The sequence below is a fragment of the Staphylococcus auricularis genome, from assembly GCF_001500315.1.
Classification (GTDB): Bacteria; Bacillota; Bacilli; order Staphylococcales; family Staphylococcaceae; genus Staphylococcus; species Staphylococcus auricularis.
Genome location: NZ_LLER01000009.1, coordinates 51,828 through 67,990 on the forward strand (window position 1 = coordinate 51,828; position 16,163 = coordinate 67,990).

At 37.6% G+C, this 16,163-nt stretch carries 14 protein-coding genes; 11 read left to right on the forward strand and 3 right to left on the reverse strand.

Going from position 1 to position 16,163, the window contains the following annotated elements; all coding sequences use genetic code 11:
• The first annotated feature begins 134 nt into the window (after window positions 1–134).
• The 6 genes from APS80_RS04840 (at window position 135) to APS80_RS04865 (ending at window position 5,607) form a co-directional block, all read left to right on the forward strand.
• On the forward strand, window positions 135–905 hold the full coding sequence (locus tag APS80_RS04840; RefSeq protein WP_059107148.1) for a TSUP family transporter: 771 nt from the start codon (window positions 135–137) through the stop codon (window positions 903–905).
• 218 nt (window positions 906–1,123) lie between these two features.
• Window positions 1,124–2,098, forward strand: coding sequence for a signal peptide peptidase SppA (sppA, locus tag APS80_RS04845; RefSeq protein WP_059107149.1), 975 nt, complete (start codon window positions 1,124–1,126; stop codon window positions 2,096–2,098).
• Between the two features lie 9 nt (window positions 2,099–2,107).
• Window positions 2,108–2,662 carry an RDD family protein gene (locus APS80_RS04850; RefSeq protein ID WP_083498169.1) on the forward strand — a complete coding sequence of 185 codons (555 nt, stop codon included), beginning with the start codon at window positions 2,108–2,110 and terminating at the stop codon, window positions 2,660–2,662.
• 97 nt (window positions 2,663–2,759) lie between these two features.
• Complete coding sequence (gene tpx / locus APS80_RS04855; RefSeq protein ID WP_059107150.1) at window positions 2,760–3,242, forward strand: thiol peroxidase; 483 nt, start codon at window positions 2,760–2,762, stop codon at window positions 3,240–3,242.
• A 134-nt stretch (window positions 3,243–3,376) separates the two neighbouring features.
• Complete coding sequence (locus APS80_RS04860) at window positions 3,377–4,297, forward strand: class I SAM-dependent methyltransferase (protein WP_059107151.1); 921 nt, start codon at window positions 3,377–3,379, stop codon at window positions 4,295–4,297.
• A gap of 110 nt (window positions 4,298–4,407) precedes the next feature.
• Window positions 4,408–5,607 carry an acetate kinase gene (locus tag APS80_RS04865; RefSeq protein WP_059107152.1) on the forward strand — a complete coding sequence of 400 codons (1,200 nt, stop codon included), beginning with the start codon at window positions 4,408–4,410 and terminating at the stop codon, window positions 5,605–5,607.
• Between the two features lie 271 nt (window positions 5,608–5,878).
• On the opposite strand, the gene APS80_RS04870 is transcribed toward APS80_RS04865, so the two are convergent.
• Window positions 5,879–6,382, reverse strand: coding sequence for a universal stress protein (locus APS80_RS04870; RefSeq protein WP_059107153.1), 504 nt, complete (start codon window positions 6,380–6,382; stop codon window positions 5,879–5,881).
• A 140-nt stretch (window positions 6,383–6,522) separates the two neighbouring features.
• Between APS80_RS04870 and ald the strand changes: the two genes are divergently transcribed.
• Window positions 6,523–7,638, forward strand: coding sequence for an alanine dehydrogenase (gene ald, locus APS80_RS04875; protein ID WP_059107154.1), 1,116 nt, complete (start codon window positions 6,523–6,525; stop codon window positions 7,636–7,638).
• An 88-nt stretch (window positions 7,639–7,726) separates the two neighbouring features.
• On the opposite strand, the gene APS80_RS04880 is transcribed toward ald, so the two are convergent.
• Window positions 7,727–8,779 (reverse strand): M24 family metallopeptidase, encoded by a 1,053-nt coding sequence (locus APS80_RS04880; RefSeq protein ID WP_059107155.1) that lies wholly within the window; start codon window positions 8,777–8,779, stop codon window positions 7,727–7,729.
• Between the two features lie 175 nt (window positions 8,780–8,954).
• Here APS80_RS04880 and APS80_RS04885 point away from each other — a divergent pair, with 175 nt between their 5' ends.
• Window positions 8,955–9,644: a metal-dependent hydrolase gene (locus APS80_RS04885; protein ID WP_059107156.1), complete on the forward strand. Its 690-nt coding sequence runs from the start codon at window positions 8,955–8,957 to the stop codon at window positions 9,642–9,644.
• 116 nt (window positions 9,645–9,760) lie between these two features.
• On the opposite strand, the gene APS80_RS04890 is transcribed toward APS80_RS04885, so the two are convergent.
• Window positions 9,761–10,174 carry a universal stress protein gene (locus APS80_RS04890; protein WP_059107157.1) on the reverse strand — a complete coding sequence of 138 codons (414 nt, stop codon included), beginning with the start codon at window positions 10,172–10,174 and terminating at the stop codon, window positions 9,761–9,763.
• A 213-nt stretch (window positions 10,175–10,387) separates the two neighbouring features.
• On the opposite strand from APS80_RS04890, the gene APS80_RS04895 reads away from it, so the two are divergent.
• From APS80_RS04895 to APS80_RS04905, 3 genes are read left to right on the forward strand one after another with little or no spacing between them, the layout of a single operon-like run.
• The gene (locus APS80_RS04895) at window positions 10,388–11,680 is read left to right on the forward strand and encodes a DRTGG domain-containing protein (RefSeq protein ID WP_059107158.1); all 1,293 of its coding nucleotides are present in this window, start codon (window positions 10,388–10,390) and stop codon (window positions 11,678–11,680) included.
• Window positions 11,681–11,719: 39 nt separating this feature from the next.
• Complete coding sequence (locus APS80_RS04900; RefSeq protein WP_059107159.1) at window positions 11,720–12,655, forward strand: DHH family phosphoesterase; 936 nt, start codon at window positions 11,720–11,722, stop codon at window positions 12,653–12,655.
• A gap of 24 nt (window positions 12,656–12,679) precedes the next feature.
• Window positions 12,680–15,871, forward strand: coding sequence for a DNA polymerase III subunit alpha (locus tag APS80_RS04905; protein ID WP_059107160.1), 3,192 nt, complete (start codon window positions 12,680–12,682; stop codon window positions 15,869–15,871).
• The last annotated feature ends 292 nt before the right edge of the window (window positions 15,872–16,163 follow it).

Sequence of the window (16,163 nt, forward strand, 5' to 3'; positions counted from 1 at the left end):
AAAGCACATAGATAATGGACGCCAGCATATCGATACGATATATGACGATATGTTGGCTTATTTTATATCGATGGCATGTATTATCGAAAAGTTGGATCAACATGAAAGGTTTAAACAGAAAGGGTGGATGGGACATGGAATGGGATATAACTTTAATCTTAATTGTCATAGCATTTGGTTTTTTAGCTGCATTTATCGATGCAGTTGTAGGGGGTGGCGGTTTGATTTCCATTCCTGCCTTGTTATCAATTGGACTGTCGCCAGCTGTCGCATTAGGGACGAACAAGTTAGCGAGTTCATTTGGTTCACTCACCAGTGCGCTACGCTTCTTAAGAGCTGGTCATGTAGATATTAAAATCGTCCTGCGCCTGATGCCACTTATTTTTATCTTATCTATGGGTGGTGCGACATTAGCGACGATGTTGCCGTCACAATTACTAAAACCTATCGTGATTGTTGTCTTAACGCTTGTACTTATATATACGTTATTTAAAAAAGAGTGGGGAGATGTGCGTACATTTCAACGTCTCACGGTTATAAAGGCGATCATCTTTGCAGCGTTGATGGGACTCATCGGCTTCTACGATGGCTTTTTAGGTGGTGGTACTGGTTCGTTTATGTTGTTTGTGTTACTTATGTTTGGCTTTGACTTTCTCAGTGCGGCTGGGAATGCGAAAGTGTTAAACTTTGCTTCTAATATAGGTGCCTTAATATTATTCATGATATTAGGTCAGGTGAACTATCTGTACGGGCTTGTAATGGCTGCAAGTATGATTGCTGGGTCATTTGTAGGGGCGCAGTTTGCGATCAGTAAGGGCGTTGGCTATGTAAAAGCTTTATTTGTCATTGTGACCCTACTGTTAATCATTAAAAATACGTATGACTATATCATGCAACTTCTTTAAGGTGGAGCATACATATCATATTGAACTCAATGCGTGTTTTTGACACGCATTTGAGTTCTTTTTAATTGTTGAATGTTTAAATCGCTTACATGCATATTCCACAAGTTTTTAGATAGAAGAAATAAGTATATTATATATTTTTAATAGATGGTATACATTGCTTTATCAATTGTGTTTAAATAAGAACAACAAAGCAAATTTCCAGAAGAGGTGAGTTTATGTCGAACAAGAGAATCATAGCCCTTGTGTTAGCTGTTGTGATCGTTATCGGTGGCATTGTGATGAGTTCTATTTCTGCAATCGTCTCGAATGTGGTTACAGAAGCAGATACATATATGTATGGAGAGGTACCAGAAAAAGAAGGAGATCCAACGCAACGTATCGCACATCTTTCATTAGAGGGTGAAATCGTCGAGGGAGGCGGCGGTTTCATGGGCGATGGTTATAATCATACTGAATTTTTAGAACAACTAGATAATGTGAAAAATGATGAGACGGTTAAAGGGGTATTATTAACGGTCGATACGCCAGGAGGTAGTACATACGCAAGTGATGAAATCTACCAGAAGATCAAAGAAATTAAGCATAAAGGCAAAAAGATTTATGTACAGATGAAAACAATGGCCGCTTCAGGTGGTTACTACATCTCAGCACCTGCAGATAAAATATATGCTGGACCACAAACCACTACGGGATCAATCGGTGTCATTATGAGTAATACGGATTACACTGGCTTACAAGAAAAATTAGGCATTAAAGAAAATGTGTTCAAATCAGGTGAACATAAAGACATATTGAGTAGTTCAAGAAAGATGACACAAGAAGAGCGAAACATCATGCAATCTATTATTGATGATAGTTTTGATCGCTTTGTGAATATCGTCAAAGATGGCCGAAATATGAATGAGAAAAAGGTACGTGAACTTGCTGACGGTAGAATTTATACGGCTCAACAAGCGAAATCCAACGGCCTGATTGATGAAATTGGTTATGAAGATGATGTTATTAAGGGATTGAGTAAAGAAATTAAAGTAGATCAACCGGAAGTATTTGAATATGATGCTTCAGGCAGCTTCTTCACACTATTCAATGTAAAATCTACTGTACAGGGTCTCAAATCAGATGTAAAAGCAATTAAAAGCGTCATCACGAATGATACCCAAGCGAAACCCATGTACCTTTATGAAGGATAGGTGATCGAGATGGTAGAAATATATAATGGTAAGCAATATGTCCAGCAACCAGCGGAAATACTTGCATCAAACCGTGAAGATCCGAAACAAGCGCAACTCAATCATGACGCACTAGCAAAACAATTATATGCGGGTTTTGGGATTCGTTTATTGAGCTATATTATTGATATATTGGTGCTCTTTGGCATTAAAAGTTTGATTTTAACACCGATTTATCATTTTACTCACATTGATGAGGTAGAGCTACTCATTCCATATCTAGGTATTGATCACATCTTAGATGCACTCTTTTTCTATTTGTATTTTGTCTTAATGACAAAATACTTTAAACAGACGTTAGGTAAAATGATTTGTAATATTCGTGTGGAACGTATTGATAGACAACGTTTAACATGGTCAGACGTCTTGTTTAGGGAGTGGATCGGTAGAATTATTAGCGGGTTATTTTTAAATTTACCTTATCTAGTGATCGCTTTTACAAATAAACATAGAGGGATTCATGATTATGTCGCTGATACGGTCGTGATTAGAAATAAATTAGAACATCTTTTCTATATGAAGTAATGTCATATCGCGTGAAGTGTCATGAGTTTAAAATCATGGACCCACCATGTATAATACAACTGTATTAAGCATCAAGTATAAATGGAGGCAGCATATTATGACTGAAATTACATTTAAAAACGATCCTATGACATTGGCAGGAAATGAGGTTGAAGAGGGACAACAAGCACCTGATTTCACTGTATTAGATAACGATTTAAATGAAGTATCATTATCAGATTATAAAGGTAAAAAGAAATTAATTAGTGTCGTACCTTCTATAGACACAGGTGTTTGTGATCAACAAACTCGTCAATTTAACGAACAAGCAGCGGAAGAAGACGGTGTCGTACTTACGATTTCTTTTGCTCAAAAAAGATGGTGTGCGTCAAGCGGCTTAGATAACGTCATCACATTAAGTGACCACCGTGACTTATCATTTGGTAAAGCGTACGGTGTCGTAATGGAGGACTTAAGATTACTTGCGCGTTCAGTATTTGTAGTAGATGCAAATGATCAAATCGTCTACAAACAAATCGTAGCTGAAGGTACAGATTTCCCTGATTTTGATTCTGCACTTTCTGCATATCGTAATGCATAATTGAATGAATCATCATACGACGCATAGTCATCATTTTTGACAATATATTAGCGACTGTCCATAATTATTTAGGAAATTGGTATAAGTAAGCCCAACCTAACGATTATGGGCAGTTTTTTAGAAAGGAACGTTACATGGCACAAGAACAAACGATAATGGAACAGTTATTTAAAGTTTTAGAAGATAAAGCCAAAACTTTACATGAAGAGAATGGGCAAAGTTTAATTGAAAACCTTGGCCTTGCGATGGAAGATGTTTATCGCAACCAACGAGATTTACTTGAACAAGCAACGATGCAAGACAGAAGAAAAGCGTTTCAGTTCGCGTATTTGAGCATTTTACAACAAGAAGAAGTGCAAGCGAATCATCAAATTACACCAGATTCTATCGGACTCATCCTTGGCTTTTTAGTGAAACAATTTGTGGGAGATCCAGAGTCTCTCCAAGTTGCTGACATTGCAAGTGGGGCAGGACATCTCAGTGCAACCATCCATGAAATCATTACTGATACAACGTTAATGCATCATCTTGTAGAAGTAGATCCTGTACTCTCTCGTGTTAGTGTGCATTTAGCGAACTTCTTAGAAATTCCGTTTGATGTTTATCCGCAAGATGCAATCCAACCTCTACCATTTGAGGATGCAGATGTTGTGATCGGTGATTTACCTATTGGCTATTATCCATTAGATGAACGCAGTCATGAGATGAACTTAGGTTTTGATGAAGGTCATAGTTATGCGCATTATCTATTGATCGAACAAGCACTTGATGCATTGAAACAATCTGGCTATGCATTTTTAATCGTGCCGAGTGATATTTTTGAAGGAGAACATGTGAAACAGTTGCAAAATTATATTGCTACAGAAGCAGAAATGCAAGCCTTCTTAAATTTACCAACAACCTTATTTAAAAACGAAAAAGCACGTAAATCGATTTTAATTTTACAACGTAAAGAGCCGAAAGTAACTAAACCTGTGGAAGTTTTACTCGCGAATATTCCAGACTTCAAAAACCCACAACAATTCCAAGCATTCTTACAAGATTTGAATCAATGAATCGACACAAATCATCCAAAAAATTAAACTGTAACACTCTTGAAATCGCTCTGTATTAATGATTAAATAGAATTGTATAACAAATAAAGGAAATTGGAGGCCAATGGCTTATGTCAAAATTAATTTTGGCGATTAACGCAGGTAGTTCTTCACTTAAATTTCAACTTATTGAAATGCCAGAAGAAAAGTTAATCACTAAGGGTTTAGTTGAACGAATCGGATTAAAAGATTCTGTATTTACGATCGAAGTAAATGGGGAAAAAATTAAAGAAGTTAATGATTTAGATAATCACGAAGAAGCAGTCAATATCATGTTAGATAGCTTCCAAAAACATGGTATCATCGACAGCATTTACGATATTGATGGTACAGGACACCGCGTCGTGCACGGTGGTGAAATCTTCCCAACATCTGCCGTTGTTACAGATGAAGTCGAAGAAAAAATTGAGTCTCTCAGCGAATTAGCACCGTTGCATAACCCTGCGAACTTAATGGGTATCCGTGCGTTCAGAAAATTACTTCCAGACATTCCACATGTCGCTGTATTTGATACATCATTCCACCAAACTATGCCAGAAAAAGCTTATTTATACAGCTTACCTTATCAATACTATAAAGATTATGGTATCCGTAAATATGGTTTCCATGGTACAAGTCATAAATATGTGTCACAACGCGCAGCTGAAATCTTAGATAAACCAATTGAAGAATTACGTATTATTTCTTGCCACATTGGTAATGGGGCTTCAATTGCAGCTATCGATGGTGGTAAATCTGTAGATACTTCTATGGGCTTCACACCATTAGCAGGTGTGACAATGGGTACGCGTTCAGGTAACATCGACCCAGCGTTAATTCCATTTATTATGGAAAAAACAGGCAAAACAGCTGAAGAAGTATTAAACATTTTAAATAAAGAATCTGGTCTACTTGGTATTTCAGGTACTTCAAGTGACTTAAGAGATATCAGTGAAGAAGCAGCAGAAGGTCATGAACGTGCACAACTTGCATTAGACGTATTTGCGAGCCGTATCCACAAATACATCGGTTCTTATGCGACACGTATGCACGGCGTAGATGTGATCATCTTCACTGCAGGTATCGGTGAAAACTCAGACGAAGTAAGAGCTAAAGTGCTCGAAGGTCTAGAATTCATGGGTGTTTACTGGGATGTTAAGAAAAATGAAACCATCAGTGGAGAAGGATTCATTAACTATCCTCATTCACCAGTCAAAGTCATGGTTATCCCAACAAATGAAGAAGTTATGATTGCACGTGACGTTGTCGATTTCGGTGAACTTCACGATTAATCTTTAAATAATTGAGTTTTAAAATTAATTACAAATCAAAGCCACTAAATCATTTGAATAGATGTTTTAGTGGCTTTTTCTATAGGTATGTAGAGTTGCAAAGTTTTATAATCAGCAGGGGATCGAGAACCAATTTCTCACAACGTGAAGCGGGGGAGTGTGTGTCGTTTCTGCAAGCCAGTTTAGTTTTTTCTCTTTATGAGGGTAGTCTGTAAAAATAGACATAAAAAAGCACAGACAGTAACTGCCTGTGCGTGAAATATATCATTTATTAGTTTGCTAAATATTTAGATTTAAGATCTTCTGTAGCTACTTTCGGTTCAAAGTCATTCGGCATTTCTTCTGTACGTACCACGAGCACGTCGCAAGCGGAATGACGCACGATTGCTTCAGATACTGAACCAACGATAAAGCGTTCTACTGCATTCAATCCAGATGTACCACACATGATTAAGTCAACGCCTACATCGACAGCAATTTTTTTAGGAATGATTGCTTTTGGTGAGCCGAATTCAAGAAGTGTAGACACATCTTGTACACCTGCTTCGATCGCTGTTTCTTTGTAACCTTGTAATAAGTTCTCAGAGAAATCTTTTGAGCGTTCTGTAAATTGTGCATCATACACTTCGTAAGATGCATACGTTCTTGTATCAATGACATTGACGATTGTCAGTTTGGCTTCGTTACGTTTAGCCACTTCTACGGCTTTAAAAAACGCCCATTCTGCTTCGTTTGAACCATCGATTGCGATAAGTATGTTTTTGTAAGTAGTCATCACAATTCCCCCTTATCTTTTCACTTCTATTATACCATCATTTACAGAATATTTATATAAATCTTTAATAGTTAAATGTTACAACTTTGTGATTGCGCTTTCACCGTATACGCGTTACTATAAGCATGGAGGTGGATGGAATGATTATAGGTATTCCAAAAGAAATCAAAAATAATGAAAATAGAGTGGGTTTATCTCCTAGTGGTGTACATGCACTAGTTGATGAAGGACACACTGTCTATGTTGAAAAATCAGCAGGTCTAGGTTCATATTTTGAAGATGAGGATTACACTGACGCAGGTGCTGAAATTGTAGATAGCACCAAAGATGTCTGGGATGTAGATATGGTCATCAAAGTTAAAGAACCATTAGAAGAAGAGTTTGACTATTTCAAAGAAGGACTTATCTTATTTACATATTTACACTTAGCGAACGAAGATAAATTAACAAAAGCGTTAATGGATAAGAAAGTCGTAGCAATTGCTTATGAAACAGTTCAACTCTCAGACAATTCATTACCATTACTCACACCTATGAGTGAAGTAGCTGGACGTATGGCTGCGCAAATTGGTGCAGAGTTCTTACAAAAATATAAAGGCGGCTTAGGTATCTTGCTCAGTGGCGTGCCAGGCGTAGATAAAGGTAAAGTAACCATTATCGGTGGTGGCCAAGCAGGTACAAATGCAGCGAAAATTGCTTTAGGTTTAGGTGCAGACGTTACAATTCTTGATGTTAACCCTAAACGTTTACAAGAACTTGAAGATTTATTTGGTGGACGTGTTCATACAATCATGTCTAATCCACTAAATATCGAAGACTGTGTAAAACAAAGTGACTTAGTCATCGGTGCCGTATTAATTCCAGGCGCTAAAGCACCAAGCCTTGTTACAAAAGACATGGTTAAAGAAATGAAAGAAGGGGCAGTCGTTGTCGATATTGCCATCGACCAAGGTGGTATCTTCGAAACAACAGATAAAATCACAACACATGATGACCCTACTTATACAAGACACGGCGTACTTCATTATGCAGTAGCAAATATGCCAGGTGCTGTACCACGTACTTCTACTATCGCATTAAATAATGCGACATTACCTTATGCGATCCAACTCGCAAATAAAGGTTACGAAAAAGCATTAAAAGAAAGCGAACCACTAGCTAAAGGTTTAAATACCTTAGATGGTAAATTAACAAATGAAGCAGTAGGTGAAGCTTTAGATATAGATTATACAAGTGTTGACGACGTCTTAAAATAATGACGAGATGAACGTGAACGAAAAGAAAGTGGTTTTGATCGATATATCGGTCAGAAACCACTTTTTTGTATCTTCTTAATAGAATAGCTTATTTTTCATATTGTGTAAGTACTTGATAGCCATCTTCTGTGACTAAAATATCGTCTTCAATACGTACACCAGCCACATTAGGTACATAGATACCTGGTTCAACTGTGACTACCATTCCAGCTACAAATTGATTGTCATTCGTACTGGAAACATCTTGGTATTCGTGTTCTTCTAACCCTAGACCATGACCTAAGCGGTGAGTGAAGTATTCGCCATAGCCAGCATCTCCGATTATATCTCTGGCAATGCGGTCGATGTCTTTGATTGTTACGCCAGGTTTAATTGCTTGGATGGCTTGTTGTTCCGCTTCAAGCACAGTGCGATAAATTTTTTGTGCTTCGTCGCTCGGTGTACCGAAACGCACTGTACGTGTCATGTCACTGCAGTAATTTTCGTAAACGACACCTAAGTCGAACAACACGTATTCATCTTGTTTGAGTTGTCTATCTCCAGGTGTACCGTGTGGTGAAGCGGCATGATCCCCAAATAATACCATCGTATCAAAGCTCATTTCATCTACACCATACGCTTTGATTTCGTACTCAATGTGATTAACCACTTCTCTTTCTGTAACGCCTTCTTTAAGGTGATCAACACCGATTTGAATACAGCGGTCTGCAAGGGCACATGCGTGTTGGATTTTTTCGATTTCATCTGCTGATTTCACATTACGTAATTCTTTGATTGTGAGATCGATATCATCAAATTCTGTTACACCAAACGTTTCAGTTAATTCACGTTGACGTTTCAATGTTAAGTGTTCCGCTTCGACGAGTAATTTTGAAAATGATTGTGGTGCTTTTGCTAAACCATTTTCAGTGTCTAAATAACCAACGATATCACCTTCAAATGGCGATTGTTTGACTTCCTCAACTTCAAGTTGTGGACAATATAGTACTTGTTGACCATCCCCTTTAATGAGTAACGCAAGCAAACGCTCATGAGGCTCACTTAAATAGCCTGTAAGATAAAAGATGTTGAGCGGGGTTGTAATCCACGCTGCGTCGGCTTGTTGTTGTTTGATTTCGTTAATAATTTGTTCTGTCTTCATGTCTACTCCTCCTGCAATACAATGTTATGCATACTAGTTTAGGGTACTTTGCATGTAAATTCAAAAATGTGTTGCTATTTTGTCAATTTTATTATTTTATCCATCAGCGTGGTGTTATAATCGACTTTGAACGTGGTATAAGGAAACGAACGCTATGATAAGGGGAGGACGTTATATGAAATTATCATTTCATGGTCAATCAACGATTTATTTTGAAGCAAATGGAAAGAAAGTCATTGTGGATCCATTTATTTCAGGGAACGATAAATCGGATCTAAATGCAGACGAGCTTGCTGTAGATTACATTATTTTGACACATGGTCATGGAGATCATTTTGGAGATACTGTGGAATTAGCGCAACGAAATGAAGCATTAGTCATTGGGTCAGCTGAGCTTGCTGATTATTTAACAACGTACAAAGGATTAGAACAAGTGAGACCGATGAATATTGGAGGTAAAGCTGAGTTTGATTTCGGTTCGGTGAAATATGTACAAGCGTTCCACAGCTCTAGCTTAACGCATGAAAATGGTATTCCAGTTTATCTAGGTATGCCGATGGGTCTTATTTTAGAGGTAGAAGGGACTACTATTTATCATACTGGTGATACAGGCCTATTTAGCGATATGAAACTCATTGCGGACAGACATCCGGTTGATGTTTGCTTCATTCCGATCGGTGACAACTTCACAATGGGAATCGATGATGCGAGCTATGCGATCAATAACTTTATTAAACCTCGTGTTACCGTACCCATTCATTACAATACATTCCCGTTAATCGAACAAGATCCTAACGCGTTTAAAGAAGCAGTCAACGTGGGTGAGGTACAAATTCTAGAACCTGGTGATGAAGTAAAGCTTTAAGCTGTTTGTGAAAAAAGAGGAAAACTAAAATAATCATAAAAAATGCACTCTGTTTAGTGAGACGGCTGTCTGACATATAGAGTGCATTTTAAGTATGTTCAAATACCAATGTTATATTATTTAACAATAAGAACTGGAATACGCGCGCGTTTAGCTACTTTGTGACTCACGCTACCGAGTACAAATTTTTGTCTGTTATCGGCTTTGCGGTTGCTGAGAACGACAATTTCAAATTCGCCACTGTTTGCCCGTTTTACTAATTCTTCTTTCGCATTACCACGTACGATTTCTTCTTCATATTTAATGCCATATTCGTCTAAGGTTTGACGTGTTTTTTCAAGTCCGTTGTGACGTTTCTGTTTAAGCGTTTCCAAATTTACGCCTGATTTAACGGATGTTTGGACGTCTTGCTGACCAATTGTATTCAAGATTCTTACTACAGTGTCTTCTCCCGCAAGTTTTGAAATTTCTGCTAAGGCTTTGTCATTTTTGAGTTGCGTATCTACCCCTAATAATATTGATTTATACATAAGCCAGACCTCCTTTACTTCATTTTAGTAAATAACCGTCTAATATTGCAATAGAATTTAAAATTTTTACTAATAAAATAGTTGTTATTTTAAAATAATTCAATGGTCGCAGTAAAAAGAACAGAATCAAGTGTAATAATGAATGTTATTTCGTTTTTTGGTTTATAGGCGTTATAATTGACTAAAACGTGTCTAATGGGTGAGGTAAAGAGAATGACGAAACATGAGCAGATATTAAGTTATATAGAATCCTTAAAAATAGGAAGCAAAATCTCAGTACGTAAAATTGCGAAAGATTTGGCTGTCTCTGAAGGGACTGCTTATCGTGCGATCAAAGATGCGGGACAAATGGGATTAGTCACTGCGATCGATCGTGTAGGCACGGTACGTATTGAGAAAAAATCTCGTGAGAAGATCGAACAATTGACCTATGGCGAAATCGTTAAAATGATAGATGGCGAAGTGCTCGGTGGTAAGAAAGGTTTAAATAAGACACTGACTAAATTTGCGATTGGCGCTATGGAGTTAAAAGACGTTGTTAAATATTTAAGCGACCATACGTTATTAATCGTTGGTAACCGAGAAGATGTACAGATGGAAGCACTCAAACGCGGGAGCGCCGTATTAATCAGTGGTGGCTTTGGGACATCCAAAGAAATCATCAAATATGCAGATGCACACGAGTTACCGATTATTTCTTCTAATTACGATTCTTATTTAGTCGCAAATCATATTAACCGCGCGATGTATAATCAACAAATACGTAAAGAAATTCTCATCGTTGAAGACATCAAGAAACCTGTCGATGAACAAACTGTCGTTTATGAAAATATGACGCTTGAAGATTATAAATCGCACGCAAGTCAAACCGGACATTCAAGATTCCCTGTAATCGATGAGGATTGGCATCTCGTAGGGATCATCACGAGTAAGGAAATCATCAAAATGGCGAATGACGATAAAATCTCAGACTTCATGACGAAACCACCCATTAAAGTACAAAATTCAACGACCGTCGCAAGTTGCGCGCACATGATGATTTGGGAAGGCATTGAACTATTACCGGTTACAACTTCTTCCAAGAAATTAATCGGGGTCATTACAAGAAAAGATGTATTGACCGCAATGCATTTACAAGGGAAGCAACCACAAGTAGGCGAAACGATTAATGATCAAATCGCAAAACACATCACAGTGACACAAGAAGGATTAGAAGTACAATTTACACCGATGTTGATGGATCAATATGGTTTGTTGAGTAAAGCGGTGTTCGTTGCAATTATTGAAGAAGCGGTGCGCATTCATTTACGGAAAACCAAAAAACTCGAGATCCTCATTGAAAGTTTATATATCATCTACCTGAAAGCTGTGCAAATTGAGTCAGATATCGATGTACAATGTGATATGTTAAACGTCGGTAGAAATTTTGCTAAACTAGAAGTGACAATGACGAGTAAAAATCAAAAAGTGGCTAAAGCAATGATTATGTGTCAGTTAATAGATTAATAATAAGGGATTGTTAACGCAAGAAAGGATGAACGAACTATGGAAGCACAATTTAATGAAATCATGGACGTGATTGAATCTTATGAAACAATCATTATTCACCGTCATGTGAGACCGGATCCAGATGCATATGGATCTCAATTAGGATTGAAAGCTTATTTATCACTCAAATTCCCGCAAAAATCAATTTACGCAGTCGGTGAAACAGAACCTTCACTTGATTTTATCGGGAGTGTAGATGACATTGATGATGCGACTTATAATGATGCACTTGTAATCGTTTGTGATACCGCAAATGGTCCGAGGGTGAGTGATCAGCGCTATGTAAATGGTGACAAATTGATTAAAATCGATCACCATCCTGCCGTAGATCAATATGGTGACTTGAATTATGTAAGCACGGAAGCATCTTCAGCTTCAGAAATTATTTACGACATGATTGCGCATTTTAATGACTTTTCCATCATTGATGGTTCAGTCGCACGTTTATTATATTTAGGTATCGTCGGTGACACAGGACGTTTCTTATTTAATAATACAACGCCACATACGATGTCAGCAGCGGCAACATTGTTAGCGTATGACTTTAATCACAATGCTGAACTAAACCAATTAGCTGAAAAAGATCCTAAACTGCTTCCGTTCCAAGGTTACATCTTACAAAACTTTGAACTCGACGAAAACGGATTCTGTCAGGTTGTTATTATAAAAGATATCCTTGAAGAATATGGTCTTGCTTCAAACGAAGCGGCATTATTCGTCAATACAGTGGCAGATATTAAAGGATTGAAAGTATGGGTGTTTGCGGTTGATGAAGGTACAGAAATACGCTGTCGCATCCGTTCTAAAGATATTGTCATTAACGATGTAGCGAGTGATTTTGGTGGCGGTGGCCATCCGAATGCTTCAGGCGCTTCTGTAGTTGATTGGGACACATTTAAACAGCTCGCGCAAGCATTGAAACAGAAATTATAATTACGAGCATAGGAGGATTTGAGCATGGTAGTGCATTTGAATATTCATAGCGCGTATGACTTATTACACTCTAGTTTGCGCATCAAAGATGTGATTGCTAAAGCTGCGACAGAAGGTTATACGGCGCTTGCACTTACGAATCAGAATGTGTTGTTTGGTGTACCTCAGTTCTATGATGCTTGTGTTGATGCGAATATTCATCCTATGCTTGGCATGACTGTGACATTAACAGATGATTTACGACAAGTAGAGACCGTTTTATTAGCTCAAAATAACACCGGTCTACAGCATTTATATCAACTTTCTTCCAATTTAAATCTAGCTGGAAAGGAAGAAACACCTGTCAGTTGGTTATCATCGTATCAAGATGATTTAATTATTATTTTTAAAAACGTAGAAGCAGACGATGAAGCATTGATTAAACAATTTGTAGAGCATCCTCACATTTATGTGAATCACGAGAGCGAAGTTACATTTCAGCTTCCGCAAGTATGGGCAGAGACGGCGCGCTATCTTGATGCTAATGATTACGATATGATTGCTGCATTACAAGCAATTCATAACAACGACAAGCTAGATTTGGTGAATGAAGCACCGAACCTGGATGAACATTTTAAATCACAAGAAGACCTTAATCAGTTGGAAATGCCAGAAGCCATTTGGCAACACACTTCTGAAGTGGCTGAATTATGCCAAGCTACGATTGAGTATCACCAAGATTTACTTCCTAATTTTAAAACGCCGGATGGTAGCACAGCGAAAGATTATTTATGGCAGTTGTTACAACAAAATCTCGTCGATTTCGATTTGAACAGCGAAACATATGAAGCGCGCTTGAAACATGAATTCAGCATCATTACGGATATGGGGTTTGAAGATTACTTCCTCATCGTCAGTGATCTAATCCATTATGCGAAAACACATGACGTGATGGTAGGACCAGGGCGTGGTTCATCAGCAGGATCACTCGTCAGTTATTTATTAGGTATTACGACGATTGATCCGATACGCTACAATCTGTTATTTGAACGTTTCCTTAATCCGGAACGTGTCACCATGCCTGATATTGATATTGACTTTGAGGATACGAAACGAGAAAAAGTCATTCAGTATGTTCAACGAAAATATGGCAATCAACACGTGTCAGGTATCGTTACGTTTGGACATTTACTAGCACGAGCTGTAGCACGTGATGTAGGACGAATCATGGGCTTTGACGATACGACTTTAAACGAGATGAGCGCACTCATTCCACATCGTTTAGGCATCACGTTAGATCAGGCTTATGAACAAGATGACTTTCAAGCTTTTGTTCACCGTAATCATCGACATGAAAAATGGTTCGAACTATGTAAGAAATTAGAAGGTCTACCACGCCATACATCAACCCACGCAGCCGGAATTATCATCAATGATCAACCACTCGAGCAATACATTCCGTTAACTTCTGGAGATAACGGTTTGTTAACACAGTGGACGATGACTGAGGCAGAACGTTTAGGATTACTTAAAATAGACTTTTTAGGCTTACGTAATTTATCTATTATTCATCAAATTACAAAGCAGTTGAAGAAAGATCTAAATATTGATATCGATATTGAACAAATTCCATTAGACGATCCGAAAGTGTTTAAATTATTGTCACGCGGAGATACGACAGGTGTGTTCCAACTTGAATCGGACGGCATTCGTAATGTGCTCAAGCGGCTCCAACCTGAACATTTTGAAGATATTGTAGCCGTTACATCACTTTACCGACCTGGTCCAATGGAAGAAATACCGACCTATATCGCTCGGAGACATGACCCTTCTAAAGTCGAATACCTCCATCCAGATCTAGAACCGATTTTAAAATCTACGTATGGCGTCATTATTTATCAAGAACAAATCATGCAGATTGCGAGTCAGTTCGCTGGATTTAGTTATGGTGAAGCGGATATTTTACGCAGAGCGATGAGTAAGAAAAATCGTGAAGTGTTAGAAAGTGAACGAAAACACTTTATCGAAGGTGCAGTTGAACGGAATTATCCTGAACAAGTGAGTAAACAAATCTTTGACTTGATTTTAAAATTCGCAGACTACGGTTTTGCGCGTGCACACGCTGTCAGCTATTCAAAAATAGCGTACATCATGGCTTATTTAAAAGTGCACTATCCACATTATTTTTATGCAAACATTTTAAGCAATGTTATTGGTAACGATAAAAAAACAGCGATGATGATTGATGAAGCAAAACAACAACGTTTACGTATATTACCGCCACATATCAATGAAAGTCACTGGTTTTATCGGGCGACGAAATCAGGGATATACTTATCACTCGGAGCGGTGAAAGGCATTGGCTATCAAAGTGTGAAATTAATAGTTGAAGAACGTCGGAATCAAGGTCCGTATAAAGATTTCTTTGATTTCGCACGGCGCATACCGAAACGAATTAAAAATCGCAAGTTACTCGAATCGCTCATCTTAGTCGGTGCGTTTGATTGCTTTAAACAGAATAGGGCAACACTACTGCGTACGATAGATCAGGTGTTAGATGACGTTTCAGATGTCGAACAAGACCTTACGATTTTTGATGTGCTTACACCTAAGGCGACCTATGAAGAACAAGAAGAATTGTCTGACAAACAGCTGAGTGAATATGAAAAAGAACATCTAGGTTTTTATATTACGAAACATCCCGTTGAAAAAGCATTTGATAAACTTCAATATTTAGGTATCTTTAAATTGTCTAATGCGAAGCAAAATCAACCGATTTTCGCACAAATCGATGACGTGAGACGGATACGTACAAAGAATGGCCAAAACATGGCGTTCATCGTACTGAATGATGGTCAGCACGTGTTAGATTGCGTCGTTTTCCCAGATCAATTCAAACGTTATGAATTGTTATTGAAAGCTGAGCAACAGGTGATCGCGAAAGGTAAGTTCGAAATGCGTAATAATAAAAAACAATTAATCGTTCAACAGCTTCAAGATGTAGAAACCTTTGAAAATGAAAAATTTGAGCATGCTCGACAAATCATTATTAGAAAAAATAGTTCAAGTGAGGCTCAAACGGAATTATTTACAGATGAAACCACGCATGTGTTACCGGTTAATTATTATGATGAAACACAGGGACAAATGACGCATATTGGCAACTTACGACACGATTCACAAATAATGTTGAAATTTATTAAGTTATTTTCACCAAGAGATATAAGAATTATTTAACTTTTACAGTATATGAAATTATGGTATAGTAAACTGATGGTTATATCATACTGTCAGTTTACAATTTTTTGTATGATGACATGACTTGATAGATAAAAGATGTTTTTCTATAATGCTTATATCTTTTTATTACATTAATTTGACTTTGTAAGGGTATATCACGCGATTTGATAGATTGATGTAATAAAAACATATACGTTAAATTTTGTATAATGAATCAATCATACGCAAATGTTGCTTATAAATGTGTGAATCATATGATTGTGCGATGCATGATTGTTATGCTAATGAA